The following is a 16,314-nucleotide window of genomic DNA, read 5'->3' as shown; positions in this document are numbered from 1 at the left end:
ATGGGGGATTGATCGGCATGTCCGGTGGAGGTTTCGTACGGCTGCCCGGCGGCAGTGTGGTGGTCGCTCTCACCCTGCCCAGCCCGGTGACCGACGGCCACAAGGTCCGTGTCCTGGTCCATTCCGTGAACCGGGCCCGCGCCCTGACGCGGCTGCGCAACCTCGGCCTGCGGGCGGTCTACCTGCGGGGCAACGCCCACCCGCCGACGCCGGACGAGATCACGGCGGTCCTGCACCACCCCGACGGCCTGCTGTGGCGCACGGCGCCGCAGGAGACCGTGGAGCTCTGGCACCCCATACGGGCCCTGCTCAGGCCCGTACGCCCGGCCTGAGCCCAGCCAGGGCCCGGCCCGGCCCCGCACGGGCGGGGAGCGGGGAAGGGCGGCCGTCCTAGACCACCGGCTTGCCCGACAGCTCCACGCCCGCCCCGCGCATCTCCTCCAGCGCCCGCTCCGTCGTCGTCTCCGCGACGCCGGCCGTCAGGTCGAGCAGCACGTGCGTGGTGAAGCCCTCGCGGACCGCGTCCAGGGCCGTGGCCCGTACGCAGTGGTCCGTGGCGATGCCGACGACGTCGACCTCGGTGACACCGCGCTCCCGCAGCCAGTCGGCCAGCGGGACACCGTTCTCGTCGGCGCCTTCGAAGCCGCTGTACGCCGCCGCGTGGGCGCCCTTGTCGAACACGGCGGCGATGGCGCCCGAAGCGACGGCCGGCGCGAAGTTCGGGTGGAAGCCCACGCCCTCCGTACCGGCGACGCAGTGCACCGGCCAGGAGTGGACGTAGTCCGGGCTGGAGGAGAAGTGGTCCCCGGGGTCGACATGGTGGTCGCGGGTGGCCACGACGTGGCGGTAACCGGCCGGGGCCTGGCCGATCAGGTCGGTGATGGCGGCGGCGACGTCGGCGCCGCCCTCCACCGGGAGGCTGCCGCCCTCGCAGAAGTCGTTCTGAACGTCCACGACGATCAAGGCGCGGTGCATGGCGGGGCCCTTCGGTGGGGATCGGCGGCGGGTGTCCGCTGTGACGTGATGGTTCGAGAGTAGGGATTTCAACGGCCCTGTGGCAGGGGGCCTTTGGCTTCCGGAGGGCCGGCGGCGCCGCCGGCGGCCCGCCCTGTGGCCTTCCGCTTCCCTCTCACCCGGCGTTCATGCGTACTCGGTGGGGATCACCGGCTCGCCCCTCGACAGCTGCACCGCCGACATCGGCAGGGCCCCGCGTGCGGCGATGTGCCGTTCCCGTACGTCGTCGAGCGGCTCGCGCGCCACGACCTCGCCGCCCTTGACCAGCTCGACCTGGAGCTCCCGGCCGGCCAGCCCGGCCGGCAGGGGCCCGGTGCCGACGACCTCCGCCTCCGCGACGCCGTGCGCGTCCGGCCGGCGCGCGGCCCACTTGCGGCCGCCGATCGAGGCCTTCCCGCCCAGCGACTTCTTCGCCACCGGCCGCAGCGGAGCCTTCGGGTCCGCCGAGTCGGCGCGGGCGACCAGCTTGTAGACCATGGAGGCGGTGGGGTGCCCGCTGCCGGTGACCAGCTGCGTGCCCACGCCGTACGCGTCCACCGGAGCCGCCGCCAGTGAGGCGATGGCGTACTCGTCGAGGTCGCTGGTCACCACGATCCTCGTCCCGGTGGCGCCCAGCTCGTCCAGCTGCTGGCGCACCCGGTGCGCGACCAGCAGCAGGTCGCCCGAGTCGATGCGGACCGCGCCGAGCCCCGTCCCCGCCACCTCGACGGCGGTGCGGACCGCCTCGGCGACGTCGTACGTGTCGACCAGCAGCGTCGTCCCGCTGCCGAGCGAGGCGACCTGCGCCTGGAAGGCCCCGCGCTCGCTGTCGTGCAGCAGGGTGAAGGCGTGCGCGCTGGTGCCGACGGTGGGGATGTTGTACCGGAAGCCGGCCGCGAGGTCCGAGGTGGAGGAGAAGCCGCCGACGTAGGCGGCGCGCGCCGACGCGACGGCGGACAGCTCGTGCGTACGCCGGGCGCCCATCTCGATCAGCGGCCGGTCGCCCGCGGCGGCGGCCATCCGGGAGGCGGCGGCCGCGATGGCCGAGTCGTGGTTGAGGATCGAGAGGATCACGGTTTCGAGCAGCACGCACTCGGCGAAGCTGCCCTCGACCCGCAGGATCGGGGAGCCCGGAAAGTAGACCTCACCCTCCGGATAGCCCCAGATGTCGCCCGTGAAGCGGTACGAGGCGAGCCACTCCAGCGTCGGTTCGTCGACGATCGCGCGCTCCCGCAGGAAGCCCAGCACGCCCGCGTCGAAGCGGAAGTTCTCCACGGCGTCCAGAACGCGCCCGGTGCCCGCCACGACGCCGTAGCGGCGCCCCTCGGGCAGTCTGCGGGTGAAGACCTCGAAGACCGAGCGGCGGTCGGCAGTGCCGGCCCTGAGGGCGGCCTGCACCATGGTGAACTCGTACTGGTCGGTGAAGAGCGCTGTCGACGGCACGTCCACCGGCAGCCCAAGGTCCGCAGTGTTCATGAGAGGGATGCTACCCCCTAATCTCGTCAGAGTGACGATTTCTGGGCAGCCGTTTGTGCGGCGCCCGTCGGCGGGTGGCACCATGGGACGAGTGAGTACGGCTCCCGCAGAGATCGAACGCCCAGAGACGACCGAGGACACCTCCGCCGTCCCCGAACCCGATGTTCCCTGGGTGACGCTGGTCCACAACGACCCCGTCAATCTCATGAGCTATGTCGCGTACGTCTTCCAGACCTATTTCGGCTATTCCAAGGACAAGGCGCACAAGCTGATGCTCGACGTCCACCACAAGGGCCGCGCCGTCGTCTCCAGCGGCAGCCGCGAGGAGATGGAGCGCGACGTGCAGGCGATGCACGGCTACGGGCTCTGGGCGACGCTCACGCAGGACCGCGGCTGATGGCCGGGCTCTTCGAGGGGATTCCGGGCGGCGGCGCGGCCGTCGCGCTCGACGGGGTCGAGATCTCGATCCTGCGCAGCCTGGCCGTACAGCTGCTGGAGCTGGTCGGTCCCGGCGAGCAGCCCGCGGCGGGCGAGGATCCGCTGGCCGTGCTGTTCGCCGAGGGACCGAGCGAGGCGCCGGCCGACCCCGCGCTGGCGCGGCTCTTCCCCGACGCGTACGGCGACCCGCAGGCCGGGCCCGGCGAGGAGGACGAGCGGCAGGTGCGGGCCGATTCGGCCGAATTCAGGCGCTTCACGGAGAACGACCTGCGGACGCGCAAGCGCGAGGACGCCCTCGCGGTCGTACGCGGCCTCGACGCACTGGCCACCACCGGCGAGGACGGCGCCGTGCTGAAGCTGACGGGGGACGAATGCCGGCGCTGGCTCGGCACGCTCAACGACCTGCGGCTGACCATCGGCACCCGCCTGGAGGTCACCGACGAGGACGAGGACGGCGAGCTCTACCGGCTGCCGGACTCCGACCCGCGCAAGCCGATGGTGATGGCCTACCTGTGGCTCGGCGCGCTCCAGGAAAGCCTCGTGGAAACTCTTATGCCCTGACCTGTCCGGACATGTCGATCACGGCGTTCGCTCAACGGACACTCAAATCCGGATAACGATCGCATTAACGCCTGGGGTTCCTTTGCCGCCCCAGGCGTTGTTTGTCCTATTTTCCCCGTGGTGTGCGCCACATCGGGTGCAGTGGATCACTGGTGTGGGCGTGATAAATCTTCACGACCGCCCGGAGACGCCACCCCTGTCTCCGGGGGCGCTGACGTCGGCTGACCGCCGACACGCACTCCATTCCACATCCGGGGGCCTGGCCCCTCAAAGGATCGTCACAGTCGATCCGAGCCGCTCAAGGCCGGATCGGCATGGAGAAAGGCGCGACACACCATGACCTCAGTGCAGGTCGACAAGCAGAACGACGGCAGTGAGGCCGAGGGCGCCACATCCGCCGAGGGATACCAGCGCGGACTCGGTGCCCGCCAGATCCAGATGATCGCCATCGGCGGCGCCATCGGCACCGGCCTCTTCCTCGGCGCCGGCAAGGGCATCTCCATCGCCGGCCCCAGCCTGATCCTGGCCTACGCCATGGCGGGCCTGGTCATCTTCTTCATCATGCGGGCGCTCGGCGAGCTCCTCATGTACCGCCCGGTCTCCGGTTCCTTCTCGGAGTACGCCCGCGAGTTCGTCGGCCCCTTCGCGGGCTTCGTGACCGGCTGGACGTACTGGCTCTTCTGGGTCGTCACCGGCATCACCGAGGTCACCGCGGCCTCCGAGTACATGCAGTACTGGACCAAGGGCACGGACGGCTGGACCGATCAGCCGCAGTGGGTCTTCGCCCTGATCTTCACGGTCCTCCTCTTCTGCGTGAACCTGATCTCCGTGAAGCTCTTCGGTGAGCTGGAGTTCTGGTTCTCGATGATCAAGGTGACCGCGATCGTCGGCATGATCCTGATCTGCGCCGGCATCCTCACCATCGGCTTCTCCGACGCCGGCGACACCGCCTCGGTCACCATGCTCTGGGACCAGGGCGGCTTCTTCCCCAACGGCATCGGCCAGACGCTGATGACCCTCCAGCTGGTCATGTTCGCCTTCCTCGCCGTCGAGCTGGTCGGCGTCACCGCGGGCGAGGCCAAGGACCCGAAGACGGTCCTGCCCAAGGCCATCAACACCGTCCCGTGGCGCATCGCCGTCTTCTACGTCGGCGCGCTGATCATGATCCTGTCGGTCGTCCCGTGGACCCACTTCCAGCCGGGCGTCTCGCCGTTCGTGGCGGCCTTCGAGAAGATGGGCCTCGGCGTCGGCGCGGCCATCGTCAACTTCGTGGTCCTCACCGCCGCCCTGTCCTCCTGCAACTCGGGCATGTACTCCACCGGCCGCATGCTGCGCGACCTCGCGCTCAACGGCCAGGGCCCGAAGTTCTTCACCAAGCTGACCAAGAACGGCCTGCCCCTGGTCGGCACGTCCTTCTCCGCCGCCCTGATGCTGGTCGGCGTGTGGATCAACTACCAGTGGCCGGGCGAGGCGTTCAACTACGTCGTCTCCTTCGCCACCATCTCCGGCATGTGGGCCTGGATCATGATCCTGGTCAGCCAGATCCGCTACCGGGCCAAGTCCGACCGCGGCGAGCTGCCGAAGTCCTCCTTCCGGGCCCCGGGAGCGCCGTACACGAGCTGGTTCGCCCTGTTCTTCATCGGCATGGTCATCGTGATGATGGGCATCGACGAGAACGCCCGGATCTCCCTCTACTGCGCGCCGCTGTGGGCACTGCTGCTGGGCGTGTCCTGGCTGGTGCTGAAGAAGCGCAACAGCGAGCCGTCGGCCGCCGAGTCGAACTGATCCCAGCATGTGGTCCCGTCCGTACCATCCCTCGGTACGGGCGGGACCCTTTGCTTATCCTGGGGCCCATGCTGACCATTTCCCAGGCCCTGTACGACCAGATCGTCGCGCACGCCCGCGCCGACCACCCCGACGAGGCCTGCGGCGTGGTCGCGGGCCCGGCCGGCTCCGGGCGCCCCGAGCGCTTCATCCCGATGCTGAACGCCGCCCGCTCGCCCACGTTCTACGAGTTCGACTCCTCGGACCTGCTCAAGCTCTACCGCGACATGGACGACCGGGACGAGGAGCCCGTGGTCATCTACCACTCGCACACCGCCACCGAGGCGTACCCCTCGCGCACGGACGTCAGCTACGCGAACGAGCCCGGCGCCCACTACGTCCTGGTCTCCACCGCCGACAAGGACGGCGCCGGCCCCTTCCAGTTCCGTTCGTTCCGCATCGTGGACGGCGTGATCACGGAGGAAGACGTCAAGGTCGAGGCGTAACCGCCGCCGGCCGCGGCCGTACTGCGAAAGCGCGCGGCGTACGCGGACGGGGTCACCCCGAAGTGCCGGGCGAAGGCCCGGCGCAGGCTCTCGTCGCTGCCGATGCCACTGCGCGCGGCCGCCCCGGTGACCCCGGCCCCGTTCTCCAGCAGGATGCGCGCCGCCTCCAGCCGTACGCCCTCCACGAACCCGGCGGGCGAGGTGCCCGTCCGGTCCCGGAACAACCGCGTCAGATGACGCGTGCTGACCCCCGCCCGGCGGGCCATCGCCCGCAGGCTGTGGTCGGCCGCCGGATCGGCGACGACGGCGTCCAGCAGCGGACGCACCACCGGATCACGGGTCGGCGGCGTGCGGGACGCGGCGGAGAACTGCGACTGGCCGCCGGGCCGCTGGAGGAACACCACCAGGTCACGCGCGACGCGCCGGGCCTCCTCCGGCCCCAGGTCCTGCTCCACCATCGCCAGGCACACGTCTATGCCCGCCGTCACCCCGGCCGAGGTGAGGACCGGTCCGTCCTGGACGTGGATGGCGTCCGGCGTGACCGCGACCTCCGGGAAGCGCCGGGCCAGCTCGGCCGCGTACTCCCAGTGCGTCGTCGCCCGCCGCCCGGCGAGCAGCCCCGCCGCGGCGAGCGCGAACGCGCCCGTGCACACGGCGGCCACCCGCCGCGACACCCCCGCCAGCGCGGCGACCTGCCCGGGCGGCCCCGGCGTACGGAGGAAAGCGTCCACATCGGCGGCCCCCGGCACGACCAGGGTGTCCGCACGGTCCACATCGGCGGCGGCGGCGTCCGCGCCGATCCGCAGACCGGTGGACGTGGTCACGTCCCGCCCGTCCGGAGTGCAGACCCGCACGGTGTACGCGCCGGTGTGACGCGCGGCCGTCGTGAAGACCTCCAGAGGAGCCGAGACGTCCATCAGCCGTACGCCGTCGAAGGCGAACACCACCACCGAGTGAGTCATCCCGCGAGATTAAGCGGTGCGTGTCCCGATCTGTGGGAACCGTGTCCCCACGGACATGGCACCGGCACACGCCCGGGCGCAAGCTGAACCCATGAACACAGCAGCCGGAATCACCGTCCCCGACACCGGGCTCGCCACCGCCGCCACCGAACTCGTCCGCGACACGGCGACCGAGCTGATCTACGACCACTCCCGCAGGGTGTTCTGGTTCGGCAGCCTCCAGGGGCGCAGGCGCGGCCTGAGCTTCGACCCCGAACTCCTCTACATCGGCGCCATGTTCCACGACCTCGGCCTCGGCGAACAGCACCGCGCCAGCGGCCGCCGCTTCGAGGTCGACAGCGCCGACGAGGCCCGCCGCTTCCTCCAGAGCCACGGCGTCCCCGAGGACAGCATCCGCCGCGTCTGGACCGCCATCGCCCTGCACACGACCCCCGGCATCCCCCGGTTCATGGAGCCGGAAGTCGCCCTCGTCACCGCCGGGGTGGAGTACGACGTACTCGGTATCGGCTACGACGACATCAGCCCCGACGACCGCGCCGCGGTCACCGCCCTGCACCCGCGCCCCGACTTCAAGAAGCGCATCCTCGCGGCGTTCACCGAAGGCATCGCCCCCAAGCCGGACACCGCCTTCGGCAACGTCAAGGCCGACGTGCTGGAGCACTTCGTGCCCGGATACGAGCGCGGCGACTTCGTCGAGACCATCCAGAACTCGGCCTGGCCCGAGTAAGGCCCGCGAGATCCCCGCGAGATCCCCGAGCGCGGCCCGAGGAAAGCCCGGTGGAAACCCGGCGGGAGACCGTGCGCGACCCGCCCGCCGCCGGCACGGCCGCCCGCCCTCCTCCTGGCGGGGGAGGAGGGTGCCACCGCCCTCGGCCTCGCCCTCGTCCGCGACTGGGGCGCCACCGGCCTCCCGCGCACTGTCCACGGCGTATCGTCCGAGGTCAGCACCCGTCCGGCGACCGGCGCCCCGGCCGTCGCCCACCACCCGCCGCCCAGGCTCCGTCCACCTGTCGAACGCTTTTCGGCCACCATGTGAGATCACATGCCGGGAAAGGGGCCGGGAATCTATACGATGACCGCATGGTTCCCCACGACGTGAGTGAGACGACGCCGAGCACCGTGCTGCTCGTGGCGCGCCTGCACGTCGACCTGTGCCGGCTCGCCAGCGCGATCTGTACGGCCGCCGCCTGAGCCGCGGGCCCCATCGAGCACACGCATGCCCCTGCGCGGGGGACTGACTGCCGCGCGCCTTTCACGCCGCCCTCCTGACAGGAGTCGAAAGCCATGGCCATCGAGGTCCGCATCCCGACCATCCTCCGCACCTACACCGACGGCGCCAAGGCCGTCGAAGGCAACGGCGACACCCTCGCCGGCCTCTTCGCGGACCTGGAGTCCCGCCACACCGGCATCCAGGAGCGCATCGTCGACGGCGGCCAGCTGCGCCGCTTCGTGAACGTCTACCTCAACGACGAGGACGTCCGCTTCCTCGACGGCATCGACACCAAGCTCGCCGACGGCGACAGCGTCACCATCCTCCCGGCCGTCGCCGGCGGCATGGTCTGATGCGGTACGACTCCCCGCTGGCGGCGGTCGGCAACACGCCGCTCGTCCGCCTCCCGCGGCTGTCCCCCTCCGACGACGTCCGCATCTGGGCCAAGCTGGAGGACCGCAACCCCACCGGCTCGATCAAGGACCGCCCCGCGCTCCACATGGTCGAACAGGCCGAGAAGGACGGCCGGTTGACGCCCGGCTGCACCATCCTGGAGCCCACCAGCGGCAACACCGGCATCTCGCTCGCGATGGCGGCCCGCCTCAAGGGCTACGACATCGTGTGCGTCATGCCGGAGAACACCTCCCAGGAGCGGCGCGACCTGCTCGCCATGTGGGGCGCGAGGATCATCTCGTCCCCGGCGGCCGGCGGCTCCAACACGGCCGTACGGGTCGCCAAGGAGCTCTCCGCCGAGAACCCCTCCTGGGTGATGCTCTACCAGTACGGCAACCCGGACAACGCGGGCGCGCACTACGCGACCACGGGCCCGGAGATCCTCACCGACCTCCCGTCCATCACCCACTTCGTGGCGGGCCTGGGCACCACGGGCACGCTGATGGGCGTGGGCCGCTACCTGCGCGAACACAAGCCGGACATCAAGATCGTCGCTGCCGAGCCGCGCTACGACGACCTGGTCTACGGCCTGCGCAACCTCGACGAGGGCTTCGTCCCCGAGCTGTACGACGCCTCCGTCCTCACCACCCGCTTCTCGGTCGGCTCGGCCGACGCCGTGACGCGCACCCGCGAACTCCTCCAGCAGGAAGGAATCTTCGCGGGCGTCTCCACGGGGGCGGCGCTGCACGCGGCGATCGGCATGGGCAAGAAGGCGGTCAAGGCGGGCGAACCGGCGGACATCGTGTTCGTCGTCGCGGACGGCGGCTGGAAGTACCTGTCCACGGGCGTCTACACCGCGCCCACCACCGAGGCGGCGATCGAAACCCTCCAGGGCCAGCTCTGGGCGTAGGGGAACGCGCCCGCGACGGGCGATGTCCTCCCCCGCGGCACGGGCTCGACGCGGTCGCACCGGACTCTCCCGGTGCGGCCGCGTTCAGCCCCCGGGGGGCCCGGAGCGACGAGGTCCGGGGGAGTCCGGGGAGCGGACCCCGGAGCCGCGGCCCCGGCCGAAGCCCCGCGCAGCGCTCCGCCCGCCGGGCCGCGCCTCACCGCGCCAGATGCCGGACCTGCTCCCAGACCCGGGGATCCGCGACCCCCACCCGGCGCCGGAACCCCCGCACCCCCACATCCCGCAGCTCGTCCGTCTCCAGGAAGCTCGGCCGCCCGCGCGCGTCCCCGACCGACCCCGGCGGCAACGCGATCACCCCGGGCCGCTCGTCGTGGAACCTGCTGGTGATCTTCGCGATCAGGGCGCTGTCACCCCGTACGGACAACACCAGACAGGGCCGGTCCTTCGACCCGGGCCCGTCCTCGTACGGCACGTCCGCCCACCAGATCTCCCCCGCCCGCGGCGCCCGTTCCGGTCCGCTCCGGCCGGGCCCGCGAGGCCCGCGCGGCCCCTTCGGCGGACGCGTACGCCCGTTCGTACGCTCATCCGCACGGCCGCCCGAACGCCCCCGCGTACGCCCGCCCGGCCGCCGCCCGCGCCCCCGCCCCCGCCCGTCGACGAGAGCCGCCACCAGCGCGAGCACCACCACGGCGACCAGCGCCACCCACCACGACGTGTCCATATCCCCGACGGTACCGGCGCACCGCCCGGCGCGCGCTCCGCCCGAATCAGTGACAGTGCAGGTGAGTTCCCCCACAACGCCCCGCCATCGAGGAGCGACCGGGACTTTCGCGCCTTACGCTCGACGAACCCGCACGAACCCTCCCCGTCCCTGCTACGGAGGTTCACGCTCCATGAAGCTCACCGTCGTCGGCTGCTCAGGGTCGTTCCCGTCCGCGGAATCGGCCTGCTCGAGCTACCTCGTCGAGGCCGACGGCTTCCGGCTGCTCCTCGACCTGGGCAACGGCGCCCTCGGCGAGTTGCAGCGCCACGTCGGTCTCTACGACATCGACGCTGTCTTCCTCAGCCACCTCCACGCCGACCACTGCATCGACATGTGCGGCTACTTCGTCGCGCGCTACTACCGGCACGAGGGGGGCCGCCCCCCGGCGATCCCCGTGTACGGCCCCGAGGGCACCGAGCAGCGCCTCACCACGGCGTACGCCGACACCCCCACCGAGAAGTCGATGGCCGAGGTCTTCGACTTCCGCACGCTCACCTCGGGCACGTTCGACATCGGCCCCTTCTCGGTCCGTACGGAGAAGGTCCGCCACCCGGTCGAGACGTACGGCATCCGCGTCGAGCACGGCGGCAGATCCCTCGCCTACTCCGGCGACACCGGGACCTGCCCCGCCCTGAGCGAACTGGCCGACGGCGTCGACCTGTTCCTGTGCGAGGCGTCGTTCACGTACGGCAAGGAGGACATTCCGGGCCTCCACCTCAACGGCCGCGAGGCGGGCGAGGAAGCCGCGCGGGCGGGCGTCGGCCGGCTGGTTCTCACGCACATCCCGCCGTGGACGGACGCGGAGGTCAACCTGGCCGACGCGCGCGCGGTGTACGACGGGCCGGCGGAACTGGCCGTCGCGGGCGCGGAGTACGAGGTCTGACGCGGCGAAACGTTCCGCGCAACGCACGAGGGCCCCCGGACCACAGCTGCGGTCCGGGGGCCCCCTCGCATGCGGCCGGTGCGGGGCTTACTTCGCCTCGGCCTTCTGCAGCTCGGCGAGCTCCTCGTCGGACTCGCGGCCCGGCGTCGGGAGGTTGAACTTGGTGATCGCGAAGCGGAAGATCACGTAGTAGACCACCGCGAAGCACAGACCGACCAGGGCCAGGCCCCACGGGTTGGTCGCGATCCCGAGGTTCAGGAAGAAGTCGACCGCGCCGGCGGAGAAGCCGAAGCCGTCCTTCATGCCGAGTGCCCAGGTCAGGGCCATGGAGACACCGGTCAGCACCGCGTGGATCGCGTACAGCACCGGAGCGATGAACATGAAGGTGAACTCGATCGGCTCGGTCACACCGGTCACGAACGCGGTGAGCGCGAGCGAGAACATCATGCCGCCGACGACCTTGCGGCGCTCGGGGCGGGCGCAGTGCACGATCGCGAGGCAGGCCGCCGGGAGGGCGAACATCATGATCGGGAAGAAGCCGGTCATGAACTGCCCGGCCGTCGGGTCACCGGCGAGGAAGCGGTTGATGTCGCCGCTCTTGCCCTCGAAGGAACCGGCCTGGAACCAGGGGAACGAGTTCAGCAGGTGGTGCATGCCGACCGGGATCAGCGCACGGTTGGCGACACCGAAGATGCCCGCGCCGACGGCGCCGGAACCGACCAGCCACTCACCGAAGTTGTGCAGACCCGTGCCGAGCACCGGCCATATGTAGCCGAAGACGATACCGATGAACAGGCCCGCGAAGGCGGACAGGATCGGAACGAGGCGGCGGCCGCCGAAGAAACCGGCCCAGTCCGGAAGCTTCGTCCGGTAGAACTTCTGGTACAGCAGGGCGACGACGATGCCCATCACGACACCGCCGAGGACCTTGGCGTCCACGGGTGCCTCAGTCATGACGATCTTGCCGTCGACGACCTTGGCGACCTTGGCCAGGTTCGGGTCGGTGAAGGTGGCCAGGACGTTCTTGAAGACCAGGTAACCGGTGACGGCGGCGAGCGCGGTCGAACCGTCGGACTTCTTGGCGAAACCGATCGCGATACCGACGGCGAACAGCAGGGCCATGTTGTCGAGGATGGCGTTGCCACCCGCGGCCATGAACCCGGCGATCTTGGTGATGAAGGCCGGGAACGACTCGCGGCCGAGCATGTCGGGGTTGCCGAGGCGAACCAGGAGCGCGCCGGCCGGCAGCACGGCGACCGGCAGCATGAGGCTGCGGCCGATGCGCTGCATGACAGCCATCGCGCCGGCGCCCTTCTTCTTGGCGGCCGCGGGGGCGGCGGCGCTGTCCGTGGACATCAATTCCTCCATGGGGCAAGGCGCCGCCAGGGGGAAAGGGGGACGGCGGCGTCTCCGGTACAACGCGGCGCACTCGCCACGTGGTCTACACCACTCAGTGGTGTAGACCAGTTTTAACACGGTGAAGGATGGATAAGGAACCCGCGAATTCCGTGCTCCCGGACACACTCCGGGACGCACCCGCCCACGCACGGAAAAGGCCCCCGGACCGGGCAGGTCCGAGGGCCCTCGCTTCCCTTGCTCTTGTGCTCCGATGCTCTTGTGCTCCGAGGAACGCGCCGCGACGCTAGGGCGCTACGGCTTGGTGGTGTCCCGCTCGATCCCCGCCTCCACCTCCGGAGGCTCGCGGCCCGGCGTCGGAATGTCGAGCTTCGTGATCGCCAGGCGGAAGACGAGGTAGTACACGACCGCGAAGCAGAGCCCGATCGGGATGACCAGCCATGGCTTGGTGCCCAGATGCCAGTTCACGACGTAGTCGATCAGACCGGCGGAGAAGCTGAACCCCGCATGCACCCCGAGCGCCCAGGTGATCGCCATCGACGCCCCCGTCAGCAGGGCGTGCAGGCCGTACAGCAGCGGCGCCGCGAACATGAAGGAGAACTCCAGCGGCTCGGTCACACCCGTGACGAACGACGTGAGCGCGACGGACACCATCAGACCCGTCACCTCCTTGCGCCGCTCGGGCCGCGCACAGTGCGCGATGGCCAGAGCCGCCGCGGGCAGCCCGAACATCATGATCGGGAAGAACCCCGACATGAACTGCCCCGCCGACGGGTCCTCGGCGAAGAACCGCGTCAGGTCCCCCTGCACGACCTTGCCGTCCGGCGTTCTGAACTCACCCGCCTGGAACCAGAAGAAGGTGTTCAGGAACTGGTGCATGCCGATGGGGATGAGCAGCCGGTTCGCGAGGCCGAAGATGCCGGCGCCCCACGCCCCGAGACCGATCAGCTGCTTCGAGAACCAGGTCAGCCCGTCGCCGACCGGCTCCCACAGCAGACCGAACAGCACGCCCAGGACGACGCACAGGAACGCCATCATGATCGGCACCAGCCGCCGGCCGTTGAAGAAGCCGAGCCAGTCCACCAGCCTGGTCCGGTGGAAACGCTGCCAGACGACCGCCGTCAGCAGCCCGATCAGGATGCCGCCGAGCACCCCCGGATTCTGCGGAGTGCCCTCGGGAAGGGCCTCCGTCACCGTGCCCTCGCGCGGAAACGCCTTCAGCACGTTGAAGTAGACGAGGAAACCGACCACCGCGGCGAGCGCCGTGGAACCGTCCGCCTTCTTGGCGAAACCGATCGCGACCCCGATGCAGAACAGCAGCGGCAGACCGAAGGAACCGTCCAGGATCGACGTACCGCCGTTGAGGAGGACCTTCGACGTCTTCTCCCAGAACGGCCCGTCCAGATACGCCGAGAACAGGTTGCCCAGGCTGACGAGCAGACCCGCCGCCGGCAGGACCGCCACCGGGAGCTGAAGGCTCCGGCCGACTTTCTGGAGCCCCTGGAACAGGCCGCTCCGCCACGTCCGCTGCGGCGCGGCCCCGCTGTTCGAACTCATGCGCGTCCTCCCGGAACAAGCCAGGTTTGGCGGGCGTTGCAAACTGGTGTAGACCAGTTGCGGTACGGTCCGGAGCTCGGCCGGAAGACAGGGCACCGGTGATCGCCATCATTCGGTACAGGGCGATTACTCGCCCGCGAAGTTGGGCCAACCGTGAGTTACCGTGGCAAAGCGGCCACGGTGGGCCGAGACGTCGCGCTTTGAACAACAGGGAGAAAGACATGGCCAGCAAGGCTGAGAAGATCGTCGCCGGGCTCGGCGGTATCGAGAACATCGACGAGATCGAAGGCTGCATCACCCGCCTCCGCACCGAGGTCCTCGACCCGAGCAAGGTCGACGAAGCCGCCCTCAAGGCCGCCGGCGCCCACGGCGTCGTCAAGATGGGCACCGCCATCCAGGTCGTCATCGGCACGGACGCCGACCCCATCGCCGCAGACATCGAAGACATGATGTGAACCACCCCTGACTCACCCGTGAGGGGCCCGATTCCGTACCGGAACGGGCCCCTCACGCATGTACGGCTAGGCTCCACACCATGTCTCGAATCGACGGCCGCACCCCCGAACAGCTCCGCCCGGTCACCATCGAACGCGGATGGAGCAAGCACGCCGAGGGCTCCGTCCTCATCTCCTTCGGCGACACCAGAGTCCTCTGCACCGCATCCGTCACCGAAGGCGTCCCGCGCTGGCGCAAGGGCAGCGGCGAAGGCTGGGTCACCGGCGAATACTCGATGCTCCCCCGCTCCACCAACACCCGCGGCGACCGCGAATCCGTACGCGGCAAGATCGGCGGCCGCACCCACGAGATCAGCCGCCTCATCGGCCGCTCACTGCGCGCGGTCATCGACTACAAAGCCCTCGGCGAGAACACAGTCGTCCTGGACTGCGACGTCCTCCAGGCCGACGGCGGCACCCGCACCGCCGCCGTCACCGGCGCCTACGTCGCCCTCGCCGACGCCGTCGCCTGGGCCCAGAAGAAGAAGATCGTCAAGGCCGGCCGCAAACCCCTCACCGGAACCGTCGCCGCCGTCTCCGTCGGCATCGTCGACGGCATCCCCCTCCTCGACCTCTGCTACGAGGAAGACGTCCGCGCCGAAACCGACATGAACGTCGTCTGCACCGGCGACGGCCGCTTCGTCGAAGTCCAGGGCACCGCCGAGGCCGAACCCTTCGACCGCAAGGAACTGAACGCGCTCCTCGACCTCGCCGCCGGCGGCTGCGCCGACCTCACGGCCATCCAGACCGTCGCCCTCGAAAGCACGCTCTGACTCCGACAGGCCCCGAGCAACCGCGGACGCCCGTTCCGGCGTCTCCCACACCACGGGCGTACGGGCCGAACCGTACGCCCGTCCGCACCACCGCGTATCCCGTGCCATCTGGGGAGGACCCGTTCCATGCGCAGTCGCCGTATCGCAGCAGCCGTCGTCACCGCCGCCGCACTCACCGGCCTCGTCGGCTGCGGAGCCCTCGACAAGGCGATGGACTGCGCCCGGACCGCCGAGGCCATCGCCACCAGCGTCGACAAGCTGTCCGCCGCCGTCTCCACGGCGGCGGAAGACCCCACACAGCTGACCGAGGCCCTCAACGACATCGACAGGGAACTGAAGAGCCTCGACGACACCACGGACAACGCGGACCTGTCGAAGGCCGTCGACGACCTGAACAAGGCCGTCGACAACGTCCGCACCGCCGTGGACAACGGCGACGCGACACCGGACATCGCACCCGTCACCGACGCCGCCACCGAGATCGGCAAGGTCTGCACCCCGTAGATACTGGGGGCATGACCCGCCTGATCCTCGCCACCCGCAACGCCGGGAAAATCACCGAGCTCCACGCGATCCTCGCCGACGCAGGCCTCACCCACGACCTCGTCGGCGCGGACGCCTACCCCGAGATCCCCGACGTCAAGGAAACCGGCGTCACCTTCGCCGAGAACGCCCTCCTCAAGGCCCATGCCATGGCCCGGGCCACCGGCCTCCCCGCCGTGGCCGACGACTCCGGCCTCGCGGTCGACGTCATGGGCGGCGCCCCCGGCATCTTCTCGGCCCGCTGGTCCGGCACCCACGGCGACGACGCGGCCAACCTGAACCTCCTCCTGGCCCAGCTGGCGGACATCGACCACCCCCACCGCACGGCCCACTTCGCCTGCGCGGCGGCCCTGGCCCTCCCCGACGGCACGGAACGCGTGGTCGAAGGCCGCCTGACGGGCACCCTCCGCCACACCCCGGCCGGCACGAACGGCTTCGGCTACGACCCCATCCTCCAGCCGGACGGCCACGACGTGACCTGCGCGGAACTGACCCCGGCGGAGAAGAACGCCATCAGCCACCGCGGCAAGGCATTCCGCGCGCTGGTCCCGGTGGTGCGGGAACTGCTGGGCTGAGTGCCGTGAGCATACGAACGGCCTGCGAACCGTTCCTTCGATTCACAGGCCGTTTGCTGTGCGGCGGAAGGGATTCGAACCCTCAAGCCGTTTCACGGGCCACAGATCCTAAGTCTGCTGTGTCGCCATTGCACCACCGCCGCTAGCCGCCTGTCAT

The 16,314-nt window shown here is 70.2% G+C and carries 20 protein-coding genes and 1 tRNA gene; 14 read left to right on the top strand and 7 right to left on the bottom strand.

The window, feature by feature from the left end; all coding sequences use genetic code 11:
• Positions 1-17 precede the first annotated feature (17 nt).
• Positions 18-332, top strand: coding sequence for a hypothetical protein (locus ACWD0Y_RS17560; RefSeq protein WP_093800654.1), 315 nt, complete (start codon positions 18-20; stop codon positions 330-332).
• Between the two features lie 58 nt (positions 333-390).
• On the opposite strand, the gene ACWD0Y_RS17555 is transcribed toward ACWD0Y_RS17560, so the two are convergent.
• Positions 391-975, bottom strand: a complete 585-nt coding sequence (locus tag ACWD0Y_RS17555) for a nicotinamidase (RefSeq protein ID WP_450261235.1) — start codon at positions 973-975, stop codon at positions 391-393.
• A 165-nt stretch (positions 976-1,140) separates the two neighbouring features.
• Positions 1,141-2,469 carry a nicotinate phosphoribosyltransferase gene (locus ACWD0Y_RS17550; RefSeq protein WP_450261234.1) on the bottom strand — a complete coding sequence of 443 codons (1,329 nt, stop codon included), beginning with the start codon at positions 2,467-2,469 and terminating at the stop codon, positions 1,141-1,143.
• 82 nt (positions 2,470-2,551) lie between these two features.
• On the opposite strand from ACWD0Y_RS17550, the gene clpS reads away from it, so the two are divergent.
• The 4 genes from clpS to ACWD0Y_RS17530 all read left to right on the top strand — a co-directional run bounded on the left by clpS (position 2,552) and on the right by ACWD0Y_RS17530 (position 5,738).
• A complete protein-coding gene (gene clpS / locus ACWD0Y_RS17545) occupies positions 2,552-2,866 on the top strand; it encodes an ATP-dependent Clp protease adapter ClpS (protein ID WP_450261233.1) in 315 nt (104 codons plus the stop codon).
• Positions 2,866-3,468 (top strand): DUF2017 domain-containing protein, encoded by a 603-nt coding sequence (locus ACWD0Y_RS17540; RefSeq protein WP_450261232.1) that lies wholly within the window; start codon positions 2,866-2,868, stop codon positions 3,466-3,468. The genes clpS and ACWD0Y_RS17540 overlap by 1 nt, the downstream gene beginning before the upstream one ends.
• A 336-nt stretch (positions 3,469-3,804) precedes the next feature.
• A complete protein-coding gene (locus tag ACWD0Y_RS17535; protein WP_450261231.1) occupies positions 3,805-5,253 on the top strand; it encodes an amino acid permease in 1,449 nt (482 codons plus the stop codon).
• A 68-nt stretch (positions 5,254-5,321) separates the two neighbouring features.
• Positions 5,322-5,738, top strand: a complete 417-nt coding sequence (locus ACWD0Y_RS17530) for a Mov34/MPN/PAD-1 family protein (RefSeq protein WP_450261230.1) — start codon at positions 5,322-5,324, stop codon at positions 5,736-5,738.
• Here the strand turns inward: ACWD0Y_RS17530 and ACWD0Y_RS17525 are convergent.
• Positions 5,627-6,700, bottom strand: coding sequence for a GlxA family transcriptional regulator (locus ACWD0Y_RS17525; RefSeq protein WP_450261229.1), 1,074 nt, complete (start codon positions 6,698-6,700; stop codon positions 5,627-5,629). The genes ACWD0Y_RS17530 and ACWD0Y_RS17525 overlap by 112 nt on opposite strands.
• Before the next feature lie 91 nt (positions 6,701-6,791).
• On the opposite strand from ACWD0Y_RS17525, the gene ACWD0Y_RS17520 reads away from it, so the two are divergent.
• From ACWD0Y_RS17520 to ACWD0Y_RS17505, 4 genes are all read left to right on the top strand, one after another.
• Positions 6,792-7,427: an HD domain-containing protein gene (locus ACWD0Y_RS17520; RefSeq protein ID WP_450261228.1), complete on the top strand. Its 636-nt coding sequence runs from the start codon at positions 6,792-6,794 to the stop codon at positions 7,425-7,427.
• 353 nt (positions 7,428-7,780) lie between these two features.
• Positions 7,781-7,891, top strand: a complete 111-nt coding sequence (locus tag ACWD0Y_RS17515; protein ID WP_344497705.1) for a putative leader peptide — start codon at positions 7,781-7,783, stop codon at positions 7,889-7,891.
• 93 nt (positions 7,892-7,984) lie between these two features.
• Entirely contained in the window at positions 7,985-8,263 is a 279-nt protein-coding gene (locus tag ACWD0Y_RS17510; protein ID WP_093800663.1) for a MoaD/ThiS family protein, read from the top strand.
• Entirely contained in the window at positions 8,263-9,213 is a 951-nt protein-coding gene (locus ACWD0Y_RS17505) for a PLP-dependent cysteine synthase family protein (RefSeq protein ID WP_093800664.1), read from the top strand. The genes ACWD0Y_RS17510 and ACWD0Y_RS17505 overlap by 1 nt, the downstream gene beginning before the upstream one ends.
• Before the next feature lie 196 nt (positions 9,214-9,409).
• Here the strand turns inward: ACWD0Y_RS17505 and ACWD0Y_RS17500 are convergent, their stop codons facing one another.
• Positions 9,410-9,934 (bottom strand): type II toxin-antitoxin system PemK/MazF family toxin, encoded by a 525-nt coding sequence (locus ACWD0Y_RS17500; protein WP_450261227.1) that lies wholly within the window; start codon positions 9,932-9,934, stop codon positions 9,410-9,412.
• A 172-nt stretch (positions 9,935-10,106) separates the two neighbouring features.
• Here ACWD0Y_RS17500 and ACWD0Y_RS17495 point away from each other — a divergent pair, with 172 nt between their 5' ends.
• Positions 10,107-10,859 (top strand): MBL fold metallo-hydrolase, encoded by a 753-nt coding sequence (locus ACWD0Y_RS17495; RefSeq protein WP_450261226.1) that lies wholly within the window; start codon positions 10,107-10,109, stop codon positions 10,857-10,859.
• A gap of 87 nt (positions 10,860-10,946) precedes the next feature.
• Here ACWD0Y_RS17495 and ACWD0Y_RS17490 read toward each other — a convergent pair whose 3' ends face one another.
• Together ACWD0Y_RS17490 and ACWD0Y_RS17485 are read right to left on the bottom strand one after the other, a co-directional pair.
• Entirely contained in the window at positions 10,947-12,215 is a 1,269-nt protein-coding gene (locus ACWD0Y_RS17490) for a PTS transporter subunit EIIC (RefSeq protein WP_450261225.1), read from the bottom strand.
• A gap of 294 nt (positions 12,216-12,509) precedes the next feature.
• Positions 12,510-13,772 (bottom strand): PTS transporter subunit EIIC, encoded by a 1,263-nt coding sequence (locus ACWD0Y_RS17485; RefSeq protein ID WP_450261224.1) that lies wholly within the window; start codon positions 13,770-13,772, stop codon positions 12,510-12,512.
• Between the two features lie 221 nt (positions 13,773-13,993).
• On the opposite strand from ACWD0Y_RS17485, the gene ACWD0Y_RS17480 reads away from it, so the two are divergent.
• The 4 genes from ACWD0Y_RS17480 to rdgB all read left to right on the top strand — a co-directional run bounded on the left by ACWD0Y_RS17480 (position 13,994) and on the right by rdgB (position 16,157).
• Positions 13,994-14,227, top strand: coding sequence for a glucose PTS transporter subunit EIIB (locus ACWD0Y_RS17480; protein ID WP_093800669.1), 234 nt, complete (start codon positions 13,994-13,996; stop codon positions 14,225-14,227).
• An 80-nt stretch (positions 14,228-14,307) separates the two neighbouring features.
• Positions 14,308-15,039, top strand: a complete 732-nt coding sequence (gene rph / locus ACWD0Y_RS17475; RefSeq protein WP_450261223.1) for a ribonuclease PH — start codon at positions 14,308-14,310, stop codon at positions 15,037-15,039.
• Positions 15,040-15,165: 126 nt separating this feature from the next.
• Complete coding sequence (locus ACWD0Y_RS17470; protein WP_450261222.1) at positions 15,166-15,543, top strand: hypothetical protein; 378 nt, start codon at positions 15,166-15,168, stop codon at positions 15,541-15,543.
• 11 nt (positions 15,544-15,554) lie between these two features.
• Complete coding sequence (gene rdgB, locus ACWD0Y_RS17465; protein WP_450261221.1) at positions 15,555-16,157, top strand: RdgB/HAM1 family non-canonical purine NTP pyrophosphatase; 603 nt, start codon at positions 15,555-15,557, stop codon at positions 16,155-16,157.
• Positions 16,158-16,216: 59 nt separating this feature from the next.
• On the opposite strand, the gene ACWD0Y_RS17460 is transcribed toward rdgB, so the two are convergent.
• Positions 16,217-16,300 (bottom strand) — tRNA-Leu (locus tag ACWD0Y_RS17460).
• Between the last annotated feature and the right edge of the window lie 14 nt (positions 16,301-16,314).

This window comes from Streptomyces altiplanensis, assembly GCF_053591575.1.
The sequence above is the reverse complement of the archived record's forward strand: the minus strand, read 5'-3'. Positions and strand labels throughout refer to the sequence as shown.

What these genes read in the sequence shown, in the direction of transcription:
- ACWD0Y_RS17560 (WP_093800654.1), top strand. Translation starts at nt 18, where the DNA reads ATGTCCGGTGGAGGTTTCGTACGGCTGCCCGGCGGCAGTGTGGTGGTC.
- ACWD0Y_RS17555 (WP_450261235.1), bottom strand. Translation starts at nt 975, where the DNA reads ATGCACCGCGCCTTGATCGTCGTGGACGTTCAGAACGACTTCTGCGAG.
- ACWD0Y_RS17550 (WP_450261234.1), bottom strand. Translation starts at nt 2,469, where the DNA reads ATGAACACTGCGGACCTTGGGCTGCCGGTGGACGTGCCGTCGACAGCG.
- clpS (WP_450261233.1), top strand. Translation starts at nt 2,552, where the DNA reads ATGGGACGAGTGAGTACGGCTCCCGCAGAGATCGAACGCCCAGAGACG.
- ACWD0Y_RS17540 (WP_450261232.1), top strand. Translation starts at nt 2,866, where the DNA reads ATGGCCGGGCTCTTCGAGGGGATTCCGGGCGGCGGCGCGGCCGTCGCG.
- ACWD0Y_RS17535 (WP_450261231.1), top strand. Translation starts at nt 3,805, where the DNA reads ATGACCTCAGTGCAGGTCGACAAGCAGAACGACGGCAGTGAGGCCGAG.
- ACWD0Y_RS17530 (WP_450261230.1), top strand. Translation starts at nt 5,322, where the DNA reads ATGCTGACCATTTCCCAGGCCCTGTACGACCAGATCGTCGCGCACGCC.
- ACWD0Y_RS17525 (WP_450261229.1), bottom strand. Translation starts at nt 6,700, where the DNA reads ATGACTCACTCGGTGGTGGTGTTCGCCTTCGACGGCGTACGGCTGATG.
- ACWD0Y_RS17520 (WP_450261228.1), top strand. Translation starts at nt 6,792, where the DNA reads ATGAACACAGCAGCCGGAATCACCGTCCCCGACACCGGGCTCGCCACC.
- ACWD0Y_RS17515 (WP_344497705.1), top strand. Translation starts at nt 7,781, where the DNA reads ATGGTTCCCCACGACGTGAGTGAGACGACGCCGAGCACCGTGCTGCTC.
- ACWD0Y_RS17510 (WP_093800663.1), top strand. Translation starts at nt 7,985, where the DNA reads ATGGCCATCGAGGTCCGCATCCCGACCATCCTCCGCACCTACACCGAC.
- ACWD0Y_RS17505 (WP_093800664.1), top strand. Translation starts at nt 8,263, where the DNA reads ATGCGGTACGACTCCCCGCTGGCGGCGGTCGGCAACACGCCGCTCGTC.
- ACWD0Y_RS17500 (WP_450261227.1), bottom strand. Translation starts at nt 9,934, where the DNA reads ATGGACACGTCGTGGTGGGTGGCGCTGGTCGCCGTGGTGGTGCTCGCG.
- ACWD0Y_RS17495 (WP_450261226.1), top strand. Translation starts at nt 10,107, where the DNA reads ATGAAGCTCACCGTCGTCGGCTGCTCAGGGTCGTTCCCGTCCGCGGAA.
- ACWD0Y_RS17490 (WP_450261225.1), bottom strand. Translation starts at nt 12,215, where the DNA reads ATGTCCACGGACAGCGCCGCCGCCCCCGCGGCCGCCAAGAAGAAGGGC.
- ACWD0Y_RS17485 (WP_450261224.1), bottom strand. Translation starts at nt 13,772, where the DNA reads ATGAGTTCGAACAGCGGGGCCGCGCCGCAGCGGACGTGGCGGAGCGGC.
- ACWD0Y_RS17480 (WP_093800669.1), top strand. Translation starts at nt 13,994, where the DNA reads ATGGCCAGCAAGGCTGAGAAGATCGTCGCCGGGCTCGGCGGTATCGAG.
- rph (WP_450261223.1), top strand. Translation starts at nt 14,308, where the DNA reads ATGTCTCGAATCGACGGCCGCACCCCCGAACAGCTCCGCCCGGTCACC.
- ACWD0Y_RS17470 (WP_450261222.1), top strand. Translation starts at nt 15,166, where the DNA reads ATGCGCAGTCGCCGTATCGCAGCAGCCGTCGTCACCGCCGCCGCACTC.
- rdgB (WP_450261221.1), top strand. Translation starts at nt 15,555, where the DNA reads ATGACCCGCCTGATCCTCGCCACCCGCAACGCCGGGAAAATCACCGAG.